Genomic DNA, 20,134 nt, shown 5'->3' with positions numbered 1-20,134 from the left:
CTAGTTAAAATGGGGGTAGAATTGATGGCAAAGAGCACGAAAAAAACAGTCCAACAACCCGATGTTAAATTGGAAACCGCAATCAAGAACTTGATCGCGGCGCACAAAGCCGATAAAGAGGTGACCAATGATGAATTGGTCAGCAAGATCGTCCAACCTTATCAGTTGGAGGACAAGGCTGTTGAAGAATTATTGCAACAAATGGAAGACAAGGGTTTTGCGATCGTTGATGCGAATGGTGACCCCAGCGAATTATCCCTCAAGAAGCAAAAGACCGTCACGAAGAAGGAAATGGCCAATTTATCAGCGCCGACCGGGGTTAAGATCAACGATCCCGTGCGGATGTATCTGAAAGAAATCGGGCGGGTCCCTTTACTGACAGCAGAAGAAGAAGTCGCCTTAGCGCTTAAAATCGAACAAGGCGACCAAATCGCGAAACAACGGCTCGCCGAAGCTAACTTGCGGTTGGTTGTTTCCATTGCCAAGCGTTACGTTGGGCGCGGGATGCAGTTCTTGGATCTGATCCAAGAGGGCAACATGGGCTTGATGAAAGCCGTCGAGAAATTTGATTACCGCAAGGGCTTCAAGTTCTCCACCTACGCGACTTGGTGGATCCGTCAGGCCATCACCCGTGCCATCGCCGACCAAGCGCGGACCATTCGGATTCCGGTGCATATGGTGGAAACCATCAATAAACTGATTCGGATCCAGCGTCAATTGCTGCAAGATCTAGGACGGGAACCGACACCAGAAGAAATCGGCGCCGAAATGGATATGCCTACGGAGAAAGTTCGTGAGATTTTGAAAATCGCCCAAGAACCGGTTTCGTTGGAAACCCCAATTGGCGAAGAGGACGATTCTCATTTAGGTGACTTTATTGAAGACGCGGACGCGACCAGCCCTGAAGATCACGCTTCCTATGAGTTACTCAAAGAACAATTAGAGAGTGTGCTGGATACCTTGACCGACCGCGAAGAAAATGTCTTGCGGTTACGCTTTGGTCTTGACGACGGCCGAACACGGACGCTGGAAGAAGTGGGCAAAGTCTTTGGTGTGACGCGGGAACGGATTCGCCAAATCGAAGCTAAAGCGCTGCGGAAATTGCGGCATCCATCACGGTCTAATCAACTGAAAGACTTTTTGGAATAAGCATGAACAGCAACGTCAATTGAATCATCATCAGCAGTGGCGCCAGGCAATCCTGGTGTCACTGCTTTTTTTGCGTCCAAGTCACTTTCAATGGTCGCGTTCGGCATCGCGCATCCGCCAGAAAGACGGCAAAAATTCTTTCAAGAAAGCAAATCCCAGTGGCATCATAATGGAAACGCTTCAAGAAAATAAAGTTGGCTTAGCAGTTAAAAAACTACAAGATGTAGGTTGACTAATGCACAGTGTCGTAATATAATTCAAAACTGTAGTAATAATAGTGGCACACCAAGGGAAAAAGGCGGGTGATTACTTGTGGCAAAGCAGCGTGATATGAGTAAAGAAAAGATTATGGCCACGGCTCAGGAAATTGTCGAAGAGAACGGTTTTCCGACATTGTCATTTCGGAGTTTAGCGCGGAAACTCGATATTCGTTCGCAATCGCTTTATAACTATTATGCGAATATCGATGCGGTGATCGAAGATATGGGGGCGACTTTCATGAAGACCTTGTATTTGAAAATGACGGAAAATTTGACCGGGATCTCCGGCAAGGACGCGCTTCGCGGATATGCCAATATCGCTCATGATTATTTCGAATCGCAAGGACCGATGGTGCAGTTACTGTATTATGTCCATCGTTATTCTGAAGAGAGTCCCTTTGTCCAAGAAACTGGACGGGTCTTAAATCTATTGCGACGAGTGATTCGGCACATCAAGCTCAAACAAATGGACAACGACGCTTTTGAAGAGGCCTTCATTAGCAGCGTGATGGGTTATACGGTGATCGAAATCATGGGTTTTTTAAACAAGGTCGGCGCTGAGCAGCACCGGTCGTTCCAACAATTGATCGATTTATACCTAGGAGAGGTCATTTCCTAGCGGGAGGACGTGTTTTTTCAAATGGTTAAGGACGAATTTGGTTTTATTAAGAAAAATAAATTGATTTTATTATCGGTACTGGTCATTATGGTGATTCCCTTCTTGTACGCGATCTTCTTCTTGAAGTCGGTCTGGGATCCTTATGGCAGTACTCAGGATCTGCCGGTCGCGGTGGTCAATAACGATCAGGCAGTCAAATATAACGGCACAACGATGAATGTCGGTCAAGAAACCGAGAAGAAGTTGCGCAAGAACAAAGAACTTGGCTGGCATTTTGTTAGCGCCAAGCAGGCTAAACAAGGGATGAAGGACAACAAATATTACACGGTCGTCACGATTCCTGAGAACTTTTCAGCCAATGCGGCAACGGTTCTTGATGAACATCCTAAGAAAATGCAACTCAAGTATGAAACCAATGATTCGTTGAACTACCTGAGTCAAGTTATTTCCGGCGTTGGGGTGTCCACGTTGGACAAAGAAATTCGCGCCAATGTGACCAACGCTTATGCCAGCGCTTTGTTCGACCAAGTCAAATTGGTGGGCAAAGGGATGAAAACCGCGGCCAAGGGTGCGACCCAATTGAACGACGGGTTGGTGACCTTGGACGACGGCGTTAACCAATACACTGTCGGGGTGTCCACAGTTCATGATGGCATCCAAACCATGAGCCTGAAGGTCAAGCCATTGTCCAGCGGCGTGCAACAATTGGCCACTGGCGCTAACCAACTGAATAGTGGGTTAACAACTTATGTTAGTGGCACCGCCAAAGTTGCCGCCGGCTTAAACACCTTGAATGGCCAAACCGGTACCTTGAAGACAGGCGTCGCGCAATTAGCTCAAGGCAGCAAATCCTTAAACGCCGGCGTCAGCCAATACGTTGACGGCACGACCCAGATACTGAATGGCTTAACGCCGTTGACCAGTATGCTCCAACAAGCGGGTCAACTCCAAACTCAGTTGACCACTGCGAAAAGCAGTATCACGAAGTTGAGTAGCGCGTTGCAGGAGAATCAGACAAGCGTCGCGAAGGCCAATGCGGCTTTTGAACAGGGCGAGGCTGCCATCAACGCAGGGTTGGCCGACCCGAATCTTTCGCAACAGAGTAAGGCTCAAATTCAGGGCGGCCTGACCGCAATGAAGCAATCCTATAATGGCCTGGCTCAGGTTCGCAATGGCGAAGCCCAGGCTACTACTCAACTGCTCCAAGGCATGAGTTCGGCGTTAACAACGATCGACACCAAAGTTTTGAGTGCAGCAAACCTAGCCTCAGCCCAAAAATTGGCAGCGCAATTACCAGCTTTGAACGCTGGGATCGCGGCCTTGAAGACCAATGGACCGAAGCTGAAAGCTGGTGCTAGCCAGTTAGATACAGGTTTGAACAGCTTGAATGCCAGCGTGCCCGCGTTGATTGCTGGTGTCAACCAACTGAACGCTGGTGGCCAACAATTGGCGGCTAACGGCAGCGCGTTGACCAGTGGTTCCAGTCAATTGGCTAGTGGTTTGACCACCTTGAATGGTCAAATTCCAACTTTGACCAGTGGCGTCAACCAATTGTTAGCGGGCACCACTCAACTGACCGCCAAGAACGATCAATTGACTTCCGGTGCTGACAAGCTTCAATCTGGCAGCAAAACCTTGTCCTCATCATTGGGCGATGGCGCCAAAGAAGTCAATGGCATCAAGTTGAGCAACGAAACCGCGGAAATGTTCGCGGCGCCAACCAAGACAACTCATACTTATTACAGTAAAGTTGCCAATTATGGTCACGCCTTAGCGCCATATGTTTTGTCCTTGGCCCTGTACGTCGGCGCGTTAGTCTTTAACTTCGCTTATCCGATTCGTAAGGTTTCCAAGAAAGACGGCACGGCCACACAATGGTTCTTCAGTAAAATTACCATTGGCGCCGTTGTCGCGACCGGGATGGCCTTGGTTGAAGCGAGCTTGATCATGGCATTCGGCTTACAAGTTGATCACGTCGGCTTGTTCTACCTGATTGCTTGGTTGTTCGCGATGGCCTCGATGTACCTGATCATGTTCCTGTCCATGTGGCTGGACAACCCAGGTCGGTTCTTCGCGATGATCCTCCTGATGCTTCAATTAGGTGGCGCCGGCGGGACCTTCCCAATGCAGATTACCAACCACTTCTATAACGTGATCCATCCATTCCTACCAATGAGTTATTCGATCATGGGCTTCCGTCAAGCCATCACCAGCGGCATCAACGGTGGAACAGTCAACTTCGCGATCTTCTTCCTGATCTTGGTCAGCGTGATCTTCCTAGCACTGTTATGGTTAGTAATGAATCATTTGCAAAAGAAGCATCTGATGGGTGTCTCGCAATTAGACGACAATCAGAAATTGCAAGAAGTTGAACAATAGGCAACTTTTGAAGTTCACCGAAGTTCTAAATCACTAGTCAAAATTTTTGCAAAATTATCATGAGATCACCGGCCGTTCGCGGTCCGGTGATTTTTTTGTCGGCCGATATTGGGACCAAGGTTCTGCGCTTGATTGCGGGTGTGGTAGGTGTTGCGCGTGAGCGCAACCGGCTGGGACTGCTGATGCGGACTGGAACGTGGTGGGCATCGTTTTGAGCCAATCCGTAAAACCCGCGGCTTGTCTCAAAATCGAGCCTTGTCCTAAGCGGCAAAGCCGCCAAGGACAATTTCACCACTGAGCCGCGCAGTCCCAGCCGGTTGCTAGGCAGAATTGCGCCTATCTGCAATCGAAGCGAAGGATTTGACGAAGTGCTTTGGCAAGCTAGAGGTCAAAATAATCGTCCACTTTTTGGGGTGGTACGGCAACACCAACGGATTTGGATCGGGAGGTTGGGACATTTTGTGTCGGCTGACAGCTCTGCTTGTTTCCTTAACAGTTCATTGATGAAAACAACCCACTCAGCTGGTTCATCCAGAAATCGCCTCAGTTCCTCGAGCAGACTGCGCTGGTGTCACCAATTTAAAGATTGTAACCACTAACCACGGTCGTCAATTGCGTGGCTTCTCATCAATTGACCATAGCTTGCCGAGTGGCGTGAGTGCTCAAACGTCTGTTATAACGTTGAGCGGCTGGAGCGAAGCGTGGCGTTGGTGGTCCGTTTGTTTGTTGGCGGAAGGTCGGGTTGGGGGTGAGTCAGCCGCGATATTATTGTTGGCGATTTATCGCCTACAATAAGGCCGAGTTTTGAGATTTTCGGCGCACTTTCGAAAAGCTCAAAATCGTGCCCGCCGCGTTCCACCACCCCCAGCCCGACCTGGAGCCCCACCACATCTGCCCACCACCAACGCCACGCGCAGCGCAAGCCGCGGCCAACCTACTTTTATCTGCAACGTACCAACAGCTCAGCCGCGGGCAAATTGTCCGAAGGGCTTGCCAGAAGTAGGCCCAATAGCGTACAATTAAATTATTATTTTATTAGAGAGGAGGGACAGTTCGATGGTCAGCATGTCAGAAACCCTACAACCACGCAATTTGATCGGTGCCTACACCAGTTTTTGTCATGCGATCGTGTTCGACTGTGGGCCAACAACGCTACCAGTCTATCCTTTTTTAAGCAAACCAACACGAAGAAAATGACCAATGTCCCTCAATTTGAAAACGCCGTTACGGCTTTTTAGGTCATGAATCTCGCTTCATGACTTTTTTTGTGGGCTGGGATAAGGAGTCCAACTATGTATTTACAAGCAAATGACATTACCAAACGTTTTAGCAATTATCCGATTTTAGACCATTTAAACCTGCAACTGGAACCTGGCGAGAAGTCTGCCTTGATCGGCGTCAACGGTAGCGGCAAAACAACCTTATTCGAGGTTTTACTGGGGATTGAAGGGGTGGATGCGGGCAGTGTGAGCCAACAGAAAGGCTTGCGCATCGGTTACGTTCAGCAACAAACCGCCAATGAATCCGTCAGTGTGATGACTTATCTACTCCGGAATTTCAGTCAGATCAGCCAACTCAGTGAAACACTTCATTACTATGAAAAGTTGATGACCGATCCGCAACAAGATCTAACCGCGATTCTGCCCAAATACAGTCGCGTTCAGGAGGATTATGAGGCCGCCGGCGGTTATACCTTAGCGGAGCGCCTGCAAAGTATTTTGAAGGGGGTCGGCTTAGGCGATTTGGCTGAAGCGCCGCTGGATCAGCTTAGCGGGGGCGAGAAAGTGAAGGTCGAGCTGGCCAAGGCCTTGGCTCAGGAGGCCGATCTTTATTTACTAGACGAACCAACCAATCACTTGGATCTGGCCGGGATTTTATGGCTGGAAGAGTTTTTGAAGCATACCAAAGCGGCCTTTCTGGTCATTTCCCATGACCGCGCTTTTCTTGATCACGTCACGACCAAGACGTACCAACTTGAGGACGGTCAGTTGAAGAGTTACCCTGGCAACTATTCGCGTTTTCGCTTCTTGAAGCAGGCCGAGTTGGAAAAATTGCAAAAAGACTATGATTTGCAGCAAAAAGAGATCAAGCGACTGCAACGTTTGATTCGGCAATATCGCCAGTGGGGCGTGGAAAGTGATAATCCGAAATTCTTCAAGAAGGCTAAGGAAGTGGCCAAACGTTTGGAACGGCTCACCGTGATCAAGCGACCGCAGCCGCAAACGCCACCCGTCCCGAAACTCAGCGCTAGCTCGCGTTCGGGCAATGAAGTCCTGTTGGCACGGGGAATCGGCTGTTTTGCAGGGGAGAAGTTACTCTTCGCTGACAGCGATTTTGCCATTTATCGTGGTGATAAGGTGGCCCTGCTAGGTGATAATGGCGCCGGCAAAACCACGCTGGTTCAAACGATCTTACAGCAACATGAACTGGCGGACGGCGAGTTGAAGCGCGGCGCCAGTTTGCAGATCGGTTATTTGCCGCAGCATATCCGCTTTGCGCAACCGCAACAACGCTTGTTAGCCTATGCGATGGGCTTCATGGGTGCCGAGGAACCGGCGCGACGCTTGCTGGCTCGCTATGGCTTTCCCGCATCAGAAGTGACCAAACGCTTGCAAGATTTATCCGGCGGCGAAACGGTGCGGTTAGTTTTGGCGAAATTGGCGCAGCAAGCGGTCAATTTGTTGATCCTTGATGAACCGACGAACCATTTGGATATTGAAGCGAAAGAGGAAATCGAGCAGTTGATCCATGATTATCAGGGGACTTTGCTGGCCATCAGTCATGATCGCTATTTTCTGGAACAGAATTTCGATCAGTATTTGTTGATCAAAGATCAGCAGATCCAGCAAATGACGACGATGCCGATCTTATAAAAAGTTTGGTTGCGTAGCTCAGCAGACCTGGAGTGGTGGAACACGACACTTCGCAGACAAAAGTAGGTTGGCCGCGGCTTGCGCTGCGAAATTCGGGGTGAGCTCGCTGTGGGCATCACTTTGAGCTTTTCGGAAGGGCGCCGAAAATCTCAAAGCTGAGCCTTATTCTAAGCGGCAAAGCCGCTAAGAATAACGACACGGCGATCTCACCCCGAATTTCTCCGCTCCAGCCGCTCAACGTTTTAACAGCCGTTTGAGCACTCCCGCCGACTGACAAGCTATCGCCAATTGATGGGGTTTCACGCAAATGACGGCCATGGTTAGTGGTTGCAAGCTTTAATTTGGTGATACCAGCGCAGTCTGCTTGCTGAACTGAGGCAAGTTCTTGATCAGTCGGTTGAATTGGTCGGTTTTCACCCAGGGAATGTTAAAGAAACAAGTAGAACTGTTCAGCCTGCGCAAAATAGCCCGACCGCTTGATCCAAATCAGTTAGTATTGCCGTACCACCCCATAAGTGGGTAATTGTTTTGACCTCTTGCTTGCAAAAGCACTTCGTCAGATACCCAACTTCGATTGCAGATAGGCTCAATTCTGTTCAGCAACCGGCTGGGACTGCGCGGCTCAGTGGTGAAATTGTCCTTGGCGGCTTTGCCGCTTAGGACAAGGCTCGATTTGAAGACAAGCCGCGCCCTTTGCGGATTGGCTTCAAACGACGCCCACCACGTTCGAAACAGAGTGCGTAGCGCAACGGGTTGACTTCGAGCATTAGCCTAGCTCTTGTTTTGGAAGCGTCCTTCGCTTCCGGAACAAGAGCGTAGCTAAGCACAGAAGTCAGTTGCGCGGAGCACGTTTCCAGTCCGCAACAGCAGTCCCAGCCGGTTGCGCTCACGCGCAACACCCACCAAAACCTGCAATTAGGCGATAGATCAAAACAGGGAACTAAAAGCCCACTAAACAGCAATTCCCGCCCAATCCCCAGCTAATTTTAATCGGAGCTTCGTTTTTCCCACCAGCAACCTCAAGATTTGCGCCTGCGGGAGGTTTTTTCAAAGCGGAATAATTGCTATAATAGGGATATTATCAACTGACGAGTCCCAACTTGTCTGAAGAATTGAAATGCTGAAGGAGGTCACTGCGATCCAAAAATTATCAAGACGTTTACAGGCTGTCGCGGATTTGACGGCGCCGTGGTCGCGCATCGCTGATATTGGCTCCGATCATGCCCATTTGCCGATTTATTTGGCCGAGATCGGTCAATTGCAGCAAGGGGTGGCTGGCGAAGTGATCCCGGGACCTTTCGCCATTGCGGAGGAACACGTGGCCGCCGCGGGCTTAAGTGAGCGGATCACGGTGCGCTTGGCCGATGGGTTGGCGGCTATTGCGCCTGCCGATCAGATGCAATGCGCGGTTTTGGCGGGAATGGGTGGTTTTTTGATCACGCAGATCTTAGCCCGCAGTGCGGCGACGGTCGCTAGTTTAGCGGGGCTGGTCTTACAACCGAACCAAAATGTGGCCGAGGTGCGGCAATGGCTGGCGGCCCATCAATGGCGGATCACCGCGGAGAAAATCGTGTTTGACGATGGGCACTGCTATCAGATGATGCAGGCGCAGCCCAGCAAGGAACCGCTGCAATATACCGACCTCGAAGCGTTGATGGGGCCTTGCTTGCTTCAGGCCGGGGCAGAGCCAACGTTTGTGCGCTACTGGCAATTCAAATTAGCGCAACGACAGAAATTGGTGCGTCAACTACAACAGGCACAAACCTTGCCGCTGGAGAAATTGGCGGCCTTGCAACGCGAGATCACTTTGATCGAAGCCGGGCTCGAACAAGTCCAACCGCGAAAATAATTTTTTGTCAAGGAGGGCACTGATGAGCACACCAACTGTGCAACAATTGATCACTGAAATGGAACGATTAGCGCCACCGGCCTATGCGGAACCGCATGACCCTGTGGGATTGCAGTTAGGACGGCAGGAGCAAGTGGTCCACAAAGTGATGGTCACGTTAGACGTGCGGCCCGAAGTTGTGGCTGAGGCGGTGGCGGCCCAGGTCGATTTGATCATCGCCCATCACCCAATGATGTTCCATCCCGCGGTCAATTTGGATCTGGCGGATCCGCAAAACGCCATGTACGCCACGTTATTGCGACATGACATCAGTGTTTTTGCGGCGCATACAAACCTCGATGAGGTCAGTGGCGGCATGAATACGTGGCTGGCCGAAGTTCTGGGTTTGACTGAGTTGCGGGCGTTCAATCCGCGTCCGAAAGCCGAGCCCCAATTGGCGGCATATTTGGGTGTGGTCGGGCGTTTGCCGCAAGCGCAAACGGTCCGTGAGTTTGCGGTGACTTGCAAAAGCAAATTTCAGGTCGCTGGTTTACGCTTGATCACGCACCAGCCCGACCAATTGGTGGAGCAGGTGGCGATCATTGGTGGTGACGGTGGTAAGTTTTATCCGGCGGTGGCTGGGACAGGCGCGCAAGTGTTGATCACCGGTGATGTTTATTATCATACCGCGCACGATATGTTGGCCCATGGTTTATCGGTGATCGATCCCGGACATCACATCGAAGCGGTCATCAAGACCAAACTGCCGCCGCTGATCAGCCAGTGGGCCCAGGCCAACAACTGGCAACTCAGCGTGTGTTCGTCCCAATTGAGTACCGATCCGTTTCAATTTATTTAGCAGAGTGTGAGCTACCCCGGTTAGCTTCCGAGCATTAGCCTAGCAACTATTTTGGAGGCTGGTTTATGCCCCCAGAATAGTTGCGTAGCTAAGCGGAAGAAGCTGGGCTGGCGAACACGTTTAAAAAATTTGGAGGTTTTCCCATGACAAAATATCAAGAGCTACTCCCTTTATTCCTCAGTTACGTGAAAGAAAATACCCGCTCAGACGAAAATTCGACGACAATTCCTTCAACGGAACGTCAGGTCGTTTTTCTAAACAAGTTGGTCCAGCAATTAAAGGATCTGGGTTTGGCGGAAGTAAAGTATAACGAAACTAATGGCTACGTGACTGCGCTTTTGCCAAGTAACCAAGCCAAAAAAGTGCCCACGATCGGATTCTTGGCCCATGTGGACACCGCTGATTTCAACGCGGAAGGGGTTGCCCCGCAAATCGTGGAGAATTATGACGGTCAAGCCATCATTCCGCTTGATGCGGCTGGCAACTATGTCTTGGATCCGGCAGAATTTCCGGCGCTGACCCATTATGCGGGGCATACTTTGATCACCACCGATGGCAGTACGCTGCTTGGTTCCGATGACAAATCAGGGGTGGCCGAGATCATGACCGCGCTGGCGTATTTGCTGGCCCATCCGGAGATCAAGCACGGTGATTTGAAGGTTGGTTTTGGGCCTGATGAAGAAATCGGGACCGGAGCCGATAAGTTTGATGTGGCTGATTTTAACGCTGATTTCGCTTATACCGTTGATGGCGGTCCCGAAGGTCAGTTGGAGTACGAGACGTTTAGCGCCGCGGCCTTAGAAGTTACTATCGCCGGCAAAAACGTGCATCCTAGCACGGCCAAGGGGATCATGGTCAATGCCTTACAACTGGGAATCGATTTCCAAAACGCTTTACCAGCGGCGGAAGTCCCAGAAAAAACGGACGGACGGGCGGGCTTTTTCCATCTGTTGAGCTTCAATGGAACCGTTGACGAAGCGAAAATGTCCTATATCATTCGGGATTTTGAACGCGACGGTTTGGCGCGGCGCAAGGCTTTGGTGGAAAAAATCGCGGCGAAATTGAACGAACCATTTGCCCAACCACGTGTTCAAGTGAAGATGTATGACCAATATTACAACATGGTCGAAGTGATGAAGGACCATATGGACGTGGTTGAATTGGCGGAGCGAGCGATGGTTGCCCTAGGAATCACGCCTGATGAAGAACCTGTTCGCGGTGGCACCGATGGCTCCAAGATCTCCTTCATGGGCTTGCCAACGCCTAACTTATTCGCAGGCGGCGAGAATATGCACGGCCGTTACGAATTCGTTTCGTTACAAGTGATGGAAAAAGCGGTGGACGTGATCTTGAAGATCAGTGAATTGAATGCCCAATAAGCCAGCTGAAAGCAAGGCGATGGCCGGCGCGGCTAACGCAGGTCTGGCCGCCAAACCGCTGGCTATGCCGATCGATGCGGCCACGCAGGTTTATGGTTTGTTGGCTCATCCAGCTCATCATAGTTTATCACCATGGCTGCATAATCAAGGCTTTGCGGCGCGTCAACTTAACGCGGTTTATCTGGCGTTTGACAGTGGGAACCATTCAGGCGCGGCGTTAGCGACAAGTATCCGGGCCTTGAATTTGAGCGGTTGTAATCTTTCGCTGCCAGATAAGGAGACGATTTTGCCTGATTTAGACGTGCTGACGCCCACGGCTCAATTAATTGGCGCGGTCAACACGGTGACCAATTCGGCGGGTCAGCTCGTCGGCACGAATACGGACGGCATCGGTTTTGTTCGTGGGTTACAGGCTGCGGGGATCACCACGACCAGTAGTCGAATCGTGTTGTTGGGTGGCGGCGCGGCGGCGCGGGCGATTTTGGTGGCCTTGGTGCAAGCCGGGGTGGCGCAGTTACAAGTTTTCCAGCGCCAGCAACGGCCTCATTTTCGCCAATTACAGGAATTGGTGGCGGAATTAGGCGCGGCGACAGTTGCCGTGATGGATTGGGCCCAATTGGATCAGGTCGCGTGGTCACAGGTCGATTTGGTGATCAACGCCACTGATCTTGGTTTTGGCGCTCACCAGAACCAGAGTCCCTTAGCCTTGGCCAATTTGCGGCAGTTGCCGGCGACGGCCAGTGTGTGGGATGTGATCTATTCACCGCGCCAGACCAAGTTGTTGGCCCAAGCGGCCGCCTGTGGTTTGGCGACGCATAATGGCCTAGCCATGTTGCTATATCAAGCGGACGCGGCCTTTCAAACGTGGACGGGGCAAGAATTACCCTTGACCCAATTGCGAGACTATTTAAAAATAAAGTGAGGTTTTACTTTGATTATTCAATTTAAACAACCAGTGAATCAAGCGGTCCTCCAAGAGATTTTGCGTAAACTCAAGGATGCTCATTATCATGGCATCTTGGTTAAAAATCATTTGGTTATCTTTGATGTGGCCCATTTGGAATTAACGCCGCGAGAGCAGGCAGCCATCGCGGACGTGATCACCGAACAACCACGGTATGTCTTGGGAAGTCGGGTTTTTCATCCGGAGGACACGATTATCCAAACTGCGCATAACCGGATCGGTGGGCAGCAATTCACGGTGATGGCGGGCCCTTGTTCTGTGGAAAACCAGGCGATGATCACTGATTTAGCCGCGAAGGTCAAAGCGGCGGGCGCCACGGTGATTCGTGGTGGCGCCTACAAACCGCGGACCTCACCTTATGACTTTCAAGGCCTAGGGGAAACCGGGTTGCGCTACTTACGCGCCGCGGCGGATCAACAGGGTCTGGATGTGATCACCGAGGTCATGTCGATCGATGAAATCGCCGTCGCCGCGCCTTACACGGATATTTTCCAAATCGGGGCGCGCAATATGCAGAACTTTGACCTATTAAAGGCCGTGGGTAAGGCGGGGAAACCTGTCGCGCTGAAACGGGGCCTGGCTGCGACAATCGATGAAATGTTGAACGCGGCGGAGTACATCGCGGCCCAGGGCAATCTACAGATCATGCTGGTCGAGCGGGGAATCCGTTCCTTTGATAGTACCTATACGCGCAATGTTTTGGATGTCGGCGGCATTGCGGTCTTACGCAAACTCAGCCACTATCCGGTGATTGTTGACCCTAGCCACGCTTCTGGTCACGCTGATCTGGTTGCGCCGTTGGCTAAGGCTGGCGTGGCCGCTGGCGCCCAAGGCATGTTGGTCGAAGTTCATCAAGATCCCGCCAAGGCTTTGTCCGACGCGGCGCAACAATTAACGCCAGCGCAGTTCGCGCCCTTGGTGCAACAAGTTCAACAGATCCACGCCTTGCTGCAACAACCGCTAACATCAGACCTGCAGACGCCGGCGCAGTCCACTGCCACTACGGCACCTGTTGATCATGACTAAGCCCAATGACGGTGCTTCTCAACTTCAACCCGTGGCCAAGTCCAGCGCGGCGCCGGCAACGGTTGGTGCCACTGAATTGAGCCAATGGACCTTGGCGCTGGCGGACAAAACGACCCAGATCACCTTGGGACCTGGCGCGCGTCAGCAGTTACGGCCATTTCTACAAACGACCGCGGCGCGAAAAATTTTGCTCTTAAGCGACGACAATGTGGCGCCGCTTTATTTGCGTTCCTTGGTCACTGAGCTGACCGCGGCTGGGTTGACGGTGATCACGCAGGTTATCGCCGCTGGTGAGGCCAGCAAGAATTTAACGACCGCCAGCACGCTTTATCAGGTTTTGCGCCGAAACGAATTTTCCCGCCAAGATGTCTTGATTGCCTTAGGTGGTGGGGTGATCGGTGATCTTGGCGCGTTTGTGGCCAGCACCTATATGCGGGGGATGGGTCTGATCCAACTCCCAACGACTGTCGTGGCCCAAGGTGACAGTAGCCTGGGCGGTAAAACGGCGGTTGATTTCGCGGAAACGAAGAACTTGATCGGTAGCTTTTATCCGGCCCAGGCGGTGTTCAGTGATCCGGTGTTTCTGACCAGTCTGCCACCGCGAGAAATCAGCAGTGGCTTGGCGGAAATGATCAAGTGCCTGTTGATCGGCGCTCAGCCTGATCAAGCGCAGACCCATTTGACCAGCTTGAACGCTGGTTTAGGCGCTGGTATCAAGCAAGGGGACCCGGCGCTGTTGGCCTTGATCGCCCCATTAGTGCGCCAGGGCGCTCAGGTGAAAACCGACTTGGTTACCCGCGACTTTTACGATTTTCGCGAACGCCGCTATTTGAATTTCGGCCATACCGTCGGCCATGCTGTCGAAGCTTTGGCCGCGGGGCAATTGCGTCATGGCGAAGCGGTCAGTATTGGCATGGTGAGTATTCTGACCGCAGCCGTCGCCCATGGGTTGCTGGCTCCGGCGGTTCTGACGACCGTCAGCGCGACGTTGACGGCGTTGCAGTTGCCCACAGCGATCCCGGCCGCGATGACGCCAGCGCAATTGTTGGCGAAGATCGCGCTGGACAAGAAAGTCGCCGCCGGTCAAGTTGAGCTGGTTTTACTGCGGGATTGGGGTCAACCCTATCTGCATCGAGTCCCATTAGCGGCGTTAGGGGACTGGTTAGGATGGTCAAAATGTTGAATTATGTCACAGCGGGTGAATCCCACGGCCCATATCTGTCCGCGATCATTAGCGGTTTCCCAGCCAATGTGCCTTTATCGCGCACAACCTTATGGGCAGATTTGGCGCAACGGCAACAGGGTTACGGTCGAGGCGGGCGCATGCAGATCGAAACCGATCAGGTGGAAGTTATCAGCGGGTTGCGCTTTGGTCGGACGCTGGGTTCACCGATTGGCCTGCTACTGCCCAATCGAGATTTTACCAATTGGCAAGACGTGATGGCGCCATGGCCCACGGCGGAAAATGACGCCAGCGGTCAAACTAGCTCGGCCGCGCGACGGAAACGGACGATCAGTCAACCGCGCCCCGGTCATGCGGATCTTAGTGGGGCGCTGAAATACGCGCAAACGCAAGATCTGCGCAATGTTTTGGAACGGGCCAGCGCGCGGGAAACCGCCATGCGCGTCGCCGTCGGCAGTTTGTGTCGTCAGTTTTTGCAAGCGTTTGGAATCGAGATTTTGGGCTGGGTCAGCGGGATCGGTGCCGTCACGGCCGCCCGGCAAGCGCGTGGTGCGGTCAGCGCGCCGCAAAGTTTGACCGCTTTCGCTAAAATCCAGCAACAAGTGGCCGCCGATCCTGTGCGCACAATTGATCCGGCGACCAGCACCGCCATGCGGACGGCGATCGATCAAGCGCAAGCCGCGGCGACCACATTAGGCGGCCGCTTGCAAGTGGTCGTTCAAGGCTTGCCGATCGGTTTAGGTTCTTATGTGGCCGCCGACACCAAACTTGACGGTCGCTTGGCCCAAGCGCTATTGAGTATCAACGCCATCAAAGGGGTCAGTTTCGGTGGCGGCTTCACGCTAGGCGAACAGCTGGGGCGCGCGACATTGGACCCAATTCTAGCCACCGAAAATGGCTTCACTCGGGCCAGCAATCATCAAGGCGGCCTGGAAGGTGGCATGACGAACGGCCAACCCCTGGTGATCGATTTGGTGATGAAGCCGATTCCCACACAACCTCAAGGCGCGCCCACCGTTGATTTACGCACGATGCGCGCCACTGGGGCCACGGTGCAACGCGCGGATGTGACCGCTGTCCCTGCCGCTGCGGTGATCGCCCAGAGTATGACCGCGATCGTGTTGATGCAGGCTTTTTGCGAAATGTTTGGCGGCGATGAGTTTGGTCGGATCCAGGCGGCCTATCAGCACTACTTAACGACGACCAAAGCGGAATTCTTTGATAAGTAGCGCTTGGTTCGTCGGTGTCCAACTGGCGGCTTGCGCTTGCGTCAGGCCCGCCCGCCAGCGCTAGCTTACTGGGCCGCTGGTTGTCGACTGCCAATGATCCTGGCTTGATGATTCAGAACAACCTTGAAAGGAAGCGAGTCCGTGATGACGCCGACAACGCTATTTACAACTGAATTTGATCCGACAATTGACGCGGGATTGCAGGGCAACTACCAGACGCCTGGCGACAAAAGCATTTCCCACCGAGCGCTGTTGCTCGGCGCGTTGGCGCAAGGGACCACGGTGATCCATGGCTTATTGCCGGCTGCGGACATCCGCTCAACGCAACAAGCCTTACAAAGTTTAGGCGTCAAGTTGATCACCCGTGATCACACCACCGAAGTTATTGGCCAGGGGGGTTGGCAATTCCAACCGACTGCCGAAGCGGTCAGCCTTGATTTAGGCAACTCGGGAACAACGACCCGCCTGTTGCTCGGTTTGTTGGCCCGCCAACGTTTTACCAGTCACTTGCAGGGCGATGCCAGTCTGTCCCAGCGCCCGTTACGCGATATTATCGAACCGTTGAGTGAAATGGGCGCCAAGTTCACGACGGAAACGGCGACACTGCCATTGATGATCGCGCCCAATCAGTGGCTCAATGGCTTGCGCTATCGCCTCCCGGTCGCCAGCGCCCAGTTGAAAAGTGCTTTGATTTTGGCGGCGCTACAGGCAGACCAACCCAGTGTCTTCTGGGAATTAGCGCCGACACGCGATCATACCGAACGGCTGTTGCAACTATTCGGCGCGCAGGTAACGGCCACCGCCGGTAAAATTCAAGTAACTCCACAACGGCAGCCTTTACAGGCCCAAGAATTAACGATTCCCGGGGATCCTTCCAGCGCCGCTTTCATGATTTGCGCCGCCTTATTCCGGCCCCACAGTCGACTGACTATCACCAACCACAGCCTTAATCCCACCAGAACAGGGCTGTTGCGGCTGTTGCAAGCGCTAGGCGCGCCGATCACGATTTTACCTTCGAGCCAAACAAAAACAGTTGAGCCCGCCGCAGATCTCTTGGTTGAAACGTGGACCCAACCGACGGGGACCATCCAGATCGACCAGCATAATCTGGGTGGCGTCATTGATGAAGTGCCCTTGCTGGCGCTATTGGCGACCCAATTGCCTGGAACTTCCGTCATTACTGACGCGGCGACCTTGCGCCATAAGGAAACAGATCGCTTGGCCGTGATTACCGAACAGCTCCGCTTATTTGGCGCCCGAATCGATGAGAATCCCACGGGACTGGTTATTCACGGCGGCCATGCCTTACACGCGCCCACGGTGGCCACTTTGAACAGCCATGGCGATCATCGAATCGCCATGACGCTGGTTATCGCCGAATTGTTGCTGCAGGCGAAAGTTCCCATTGCCGGGTTGGATAGCATCGCCATCTCCAATCCCACCTTTTTACAGGATTTAGTGCGCGCGTTGGGGGGACCAGCATGACCTTGATCTTGATCGGCTTTATGGGTGTTGGTAAAAGCACCGTCGCGCAAACCTTGGCCCAAGGCTACCAGTTATCGCTGTGTGATCTTGACCAAGTCATCGTCCGCGAACATGGCCCCATCGCTAAAATCTTTGAGCAAAGGGGGGAGGCGGGTTTTCGACAATTGGAATACGACAATTTGACCCAGTGCCTGCAACGTGGACCGGATATTCTCGCTTTAGGCGGCGGAATCATCGAAACCCCTGCTAGCCGCCAACTTTTACAGACCCAGCCACAAGTACTCTGGCTAAAAGGAAGCTTTGAATTGTCCTGGCAGCGAATCAGTCACGACACCGGACGCCCACTAGTCGACACCTTGACCCGCGATGGCTTGCGGCAGCGTTTTGAGCGCCGCCAAGAGTTGTACGCGGAAGTGGCGACGGCACAATTGGTCCTGACCGACCCCGTCCCAGCGCCAGCTGACTTGGCGGCCGAGCTTCATCGCCGCTTCTTTACTGGTTAAAAAACACCGTCAGAATTCAACGTGAATTCTGACGGTGTTTTTTGTTTGCTGTGGTGGTGATAACGATGCTGAATTGATTGAGAATGTCCTGTCCCGCTGCTCGAACATTGGTGAAGAGCTGGTTCATCAAGAACTTGCCTTAGTTCATCAGACAGACTGCGCTGGTGTCACCAATTTAAAGCTGGTAACCACTAACCCAGGTCGTCGTTTCCGTGGATCCTCATTAATTGACCATAGCTTGCCAGTCGGCGGGAGTGCTCAAACGGCTGTTAAAACGTTGAGCGGCTGGAGGCGAAGACCAGCCTCCAAAAGCCTGACTAGGTTAATGCTCGAAGTCAACCCGTTGTGTTCCGCACTCAAAACGTGTTCGCCGACCCAGCTCCCTGTGCTTAGCTACGCAATTGTTCCGGAAGCAAAGGGCGGCTTCCAAAACAATTGCTAGGCTAATGCTCAGGAGCTACCCGGGTCGGCTCACACTCTGGCGTTGGTGGGCTGTTCACTCGTCTGGCGGAAGGTCGGGCTGGGGGTGAGTCAGCCGCGATATTATTGTTGGCGATTTATCGCCTACAATAAGGCCGAGTTTTGAGATTTTCGGTGGGCTTCCGAAAAGCTCAAAATCGTGCCCGCCGCGTTCCACCACCCCCAGCCCGACCTGGAGCCCCACCACACCTGCAATCCACCAACGCCCCAAGCCCACCAACCCAAGCAATTTACAAGTTAGGATCCACCTTAAAGTTCAGCGGCGACCGGGCCGTCTGCTTAGTGATCAATGTGCTGATCAGCTTTTGATAAGCACTAAGCGCGACTTTGGCCACCTGGGCATTACTTTGATCCAGAGCAGCTTGGCGTTGCTCGCTAGCCAAGGCGCTGATCTTAGCGTCGGCCAGCGCTAATTGTCGCCATAAATCCTGCGTGGTTTGCGTTTGCGTGCCACTTAAATCGCGGGCATAGGCCTGAGGCGCCCGGTCAACCAAAACGCCAGCCTGCTTGAAGACCCAATAAGCCGAGGTGGGGGCATAAGTTTCTCGACCACGTTGATACATTTGCGGAACCTTCGCGCCTTGACTGTAGAAAGGCACAAAAACACTTTGCGCGGTCACGCCCATTGCCAGCCAATGGATCCCAACCAACTCTGGCGTCGCGGTGGGCCGCAATTGTAACAAATGGGATTCTTGGGTGGTGGCGACACTGATCGGGCGAAAACGCTTGGCCACCGGTTGATTTCCCATTAAATCATAAGGCGTGCCTTGAAAATGATCGCCTAAAACACGCGCCGCGGCCGCAATCGTGATCGGATAATCTGGCTGCCGCAAGAACGGCAATTCATGATCCTGAGGTGTTTGCTGGCAGGATGGCGTTAATAACCGTTGGCCACTCCAAACGCGCGGCGTATTATAGGTCAGATCCGAGTCATCGTTGGTGCCAAAAATCCGACGAAAATTGAATGGCCGGTCGGCAGGCCACAGGTTATTTTCCGTGACGAAATCTTGCAAGTGGGGTGCCCAAATAAAGTGATCTGGATCAGAAAAGTCCACGGTTTGGATCGAGATCTGATTGGCGACAACGGCGTACGCGTCATCTGGGATTCGTTGCGCGACCCACTGGTGCCCAGCCGCGACTTCGAAATACCAAGCCTCATTTTGATCCGCAAATAAGATCCCATTGGCCTCCGCGCTACCATGCTCGTCGATGATCGCGCCTAAACGTTGTACGCCGGCTCGCGCGGTTTTGACGTAGGGGAGCACGACGGTCACGATGGCCTCTTCCAATAAGCCGGTTTCCGTTTCGAACGGATCATGGGCCAAAACCCGTTCATTCCCATAAGCGCTCTCGGTCGCGCTAACCGCCACATGGTACTCGTTGATCCCGTCTTCGGCAAAGATCCCGTAACGATCTGTCCACTCTGGAGTGGCCGAATGTTGAAAAATCAACTCGGGCAGCTTCAGTTCAAATTTATTTGCCCGCGAGCGAAAATGATTACCTGTGACCCTTTGGCGGGGATTGAATTGCAGATGCTTCGGCCAAGCCGTTTGACTATCCTCGTTACGCCCGATGATCACCGAACCATCATTGCTGGCGTTTTTACCGATCAGGATCGAAGTGCAAGAACTTCTCTGAATTTTTGGTTGCATTTTAAGCGCTCCTTGTTCATGATAAAGGCAGCCCCAATTCCAATTAAGGAGGAAAAAAAGATGCCTTTAGTTCATATTGATTTGATTGCTGGCCGTAGTGAAGACCAGTTGAAAGCTTTAGTCGCCGAGGTAACGGCTGCAGTGGTCAAGAATACCGGCGCGCCGGCGGAACATGTCCATGTCGTTTTGAACGAAATGCAGCCGAACCGTTACGCGGACGGCGGCGTTTTACGCAGCGAGCAATAAACCAGCTGAGCGAAAGCGCC

At 52.7% G+C, this 20,134-nt stretch carries 21 protein-coding genes; 18 read left to right on the top strand and 3 right to left on the bottom strand.

Going from position 1 to position 20,134, the window contains the following annotated elements:
• The first annotated feature begins 24 nt into the window (after positions 1 to 24).
• The 4 genes from rpoD to EKM94_RS00720 all read left to right on the top strand — a co-directional run bounded on the left by rpoD (position 25) and on the right by EKM94_RS00720 (position 4,407).
• A complete protein-coding gene (gene rpoD / locus EKM94_RS00735) occupies positions 25 to 1,149 on the top strand; it encodes an RNA polymerase sigma factor RpoD (RefSeq protein ID WP_125595990.1) in 1,125 nt (374 codons plus the stop codon).
• Between the two features lie 19 nt (positions 1,150 to 1,168).
• Complete coding sequence (locus EKM94_RS00730) at positions 1,169 to 1,381, top strand: hypothetical protein (RefSeq protein WP_125595987.1); 213 nt, start codon at positions 1,169 to 1,171, stop codon at positions 1,379 to 1,381.
• 98 nt (positions 1,382 to 1,479) lie between these two features.
• Positions 1,480 to 2,028 (top strand): TetR/AcrR family transcriptional regulator, encoded by a 549-nt coding sequence (locus tag EKM94_RS00725; protein ID WP_125595984.1) that lies wholly within the window; start codon positions 1,480 to 1,482, stop codon positions 2,026 to 2,028.
• A 21-nt stretch (positions 2,029 to 2,049) separates the two neighbouring features.
• Positions 2,050 to 4,407 (top strand): YhgE/Pip domain-containing protein, encoded by a 2,358-nt coding sequence (locus tag EKM94_RS00720; protein WP_125595981.1) that lies wholly within the window; start codon positions 2,050 to 2,052, stop codon positions 4,405 to 4,407.
• Between the two features lie 37 nt (positions 4,408 to 4,444).
• Here the strand turns inward: EKM94_RS00720 and EKM94_RS00715 are convergent, their stop codons facing one another.
• Positions 4,445 to 4,699, bottom strand: a complete 255-nt coding sequence (locus EKM94_RS00715; protein ID WP_125595978.1) for a hypothetical protein — start codon at positions 4,697 to 4,699, stop codon at positions 4,445 to 4,447.
• Positions 4,700 to 5,019: 320 nt separating this feature from the next.
• On the opposite strand from EKM94_RS00715, the gene EKM94_RS00710 reads away from it, so the two are divergent.
• Complete coding sequence (locus tag EKM94_RS00710; RefSeq protein WP_125595976.1) at positions 5,020 to 5,202, top strand: hypothetical protein; 183 nt, start codon at positions 5,020 to 5,022, stop codon at positions 5,200 to 5,202.
• Between the two features lie 497 nt (positions 5,203 to 5,699).
• Positions 5,700 to 7,280: a ribosomal protection-like ABC-F family protein gene (gene abc-f / locus EKM94_RS00705; RefSeq protein ID WP_125595973.1), complete on the top strand. Its 1,581-nt coding sequence runs from the start codon at positions 5,700 to 5,702 to the stop codon at positions 7,278 to 7,280.
• A 115-nt stretch (positions 7,281 to 7,395) separates the two neighbouring features.
• On the opposite strand, the gene EKM94_RS00700 is transcribed toward abc-f, so the two are convergent.
• A complete protein-coding gene (locus tag EKM94_RS00700; RefSeq protein WP_125595970.1) occupies positions 7,396 to 7,587 on the bottom strand; it encodes a hypothetical protein in 192 nt (63 codons plus the stop codon).
• A 321-nt stretch (positions 7,588 to 7,908) separates the two neighbouring features.
• Here EKM94_RS00700 and EKM94_RS12705 point away from each other — a divergent pair, with 321 nt between their 5' ends.
• From EKM94_RS12705 to EKM94_RS00650, 11 genes are all read left to right on the top strand, one after another.
• A complete protein-coding gene (locus EKM94_RS12705; RefSeq protein WP_263853204.1) occupies positions 7,909 to 8,037 on the top strand; it encodes a hypothetical protein in 129 nt (42 codons plus the stop codon).
• Positions 8,038 to 8,397: 360 nt separating this feature from the next.
• Positions 8,398 to 9,129: a tRNA (adenine(22)-N(1))-methyltransferase gene (locus tag EKM94_RS00695; protein WP_125595967.1), complete on the top strand. Its 732-nt coding sequence runs from the start codon at positions 8,398 to 8,400 to the stop codon at positions 9,127 to 9,129.
• Positions 9,130 to 9,151: 22 nt separating this feature from the next.
• The gene (locus EKM94_RS00690) at positions 9,152 to 9,967 is read left to right on the top strand and encodes a Nif3-like dinuclear metal center hexameric protein (RefSeq protein WP_125595964.1); all 816 of its coding nucleotides are present in this window, start codon (positions 9,152 to 9,154) and stop codon (positions 9,965 to 9,967) included.
• A 143-nt stretch (positions 9,968 to 10,110) separates the two neighbouring features.
• Complete coding sequence (gene pepT / locus EKM94_RS00685) at positions 10,111 to 11,346, top strand: peptidase T (RefSeq protein ID WP_125595960.1); 1,236 nt, start codon at positions 10,111 to 10,113, stop codon at positions 11,344 to 11,346.
• Positions 11,336 to 12,268 (top strand): shikimate dehydrogenase family protein, encoded by a 933-nt coding sequence (locus tag EKM94_RS00680; protein WP_125595957.1) that lies wholly within the window; start codon positions 11,336 to 11,338, stop codon positions 12,266 to 12,268. Before pepT ends, EKM94_RS00680 begins: the two co-directional genes overlap by 11 nt.
• Positions 12,269 to 12,277: 9 nt before the next feature.
• The gene (gene aroF / locus EKM94_RS00675; protein ID WP_125595954.1) at positions 12,278 to 13,336 is read left to right on the top strand and encodes a 3-deoxy-7-phosphoheptulonate synthase; all 1,059 of its coding nucleotides are present in this window, start codon (positions 12,278 to 12,280) and stop codon (positions 13,334 to 13,336) included.
• Positions 13,329 to 14,519 (top strand): 3-dehydroquinate synthase, encoded by a 1,191-nt coding sequence (aroB, locus tag EKM94_RS00670; protein WP_125595951.1) that lies wholly within the window; start codon positions 13,329 to 13,331, stop codon positions 14,517 to 14,519. The genes aroF and aroB overlap by 8 nt, the downstream gene beginning before the upstream one ends.
• On the top strand, positions 14,513 to 15,748 hold the full coding sequence (gene aroC, locus EKM94_RS00665; RefSeq protein WP_125595948.1) for a chorismate synthase: 1,236 nt from the start codon (positions 14,513 to 14,515) through the stop codon (positions 15,746 to 15,748). The genes aroB and aroC overlap by 7 nt, the downstream gene beginning before the upstream one ends.
• Before the next feature lie 144 nt (positions 15,749 to 15,892).
• Positions 15,893 to 17,233, top strand: coding sequence for a 3-phosphoshikimate 1-carboxyvinyltransferase (aroA, locus tag EKM94_RS00660; protein WP_125595946.1), 1,341 nt, complete (start codon positions 15,893 to 15,895; stop codon positions 17,231 to 17,233).
• The gene (locus EKM94_RS00655) at positions 17,230 to 17,736 is read left to right on the top strand and encodes a shikimate kinase (protein WP_125595943.1); all 507 of its coding nucleotides are present in this window, start codon (positions 17,230 to 17,232) and stop codon (positions 17,734 to 17,736) included. Before aroA ends, EKM94_RS00655 begins: the two co-directional genes overlap by 4 nt.
• A gap of 73 nt (positions 17,737 to 17,809) precedes the next feature.
• Positions 17,810 to 18,178, top strand: a complete 369-nt coding sequence (locus tag EKM94_RS00650; RefSeq protein WP_125595940.1) for a hypothetical protein — start codon at positions 17,810 to 17,812, stop codon at positions 18,176 to 18,178.
• Positions 18,179 to 18,446: 268 nt separating this feature from the next.
• On the opposite strand, the gene EKM94_RS00645 is transcribed toward EKM94_RS00650, so the two are convergent.
• Positions 18,447 to 19,868 carry a C69 family dipeptidase gene (locus EKM94_RS00645; RefSeq protein WP_125595937.1) on the bottom strand — a complete coding sequence of 474 codons (1,422 nt, stop codon included), beginning with the start codon at positions 19,866 to 19,868 and terminating at the stop codon, positions 18,447 to 18,449.
• A gap of 60 nt (positions 19,869 to 19,928) precedes the next feature.
• On the opposite strand from EKM94_RS00645, the gene EKM94_RS00640 reads away from it, so the two are divergent.
• The gene (locus EKM94_RS00640) at positions 19,929 to 20,114 is read left to right on the top strand and encodes a 2-hydroxymuconate tautomerase (protein ID WP_125595934.1); all 186 of its coding nucleotides are present in this window, start codon (positions 19,929 to 19,931) and stop codon (positions 20,112 to 20,114) included.
• Positions 20,115 to 20,134: the final 20 nt, after the last annotated feature.

This window comes from Lapidilactobacillus achengensis (assembly GCF_003946655.1).
Lineage (GTDB): Bacteria > Bacillota > Bacilli > Lactobacillales > Lactobacillaceae > Lapidilactobacillus > Lapidilactobacillus achengensis.
The sequence above is the reverse complement of the archived record's forward strand: the minus strand, read 5'-3'. Positions and strand labels throughout refer to the sequence as shown.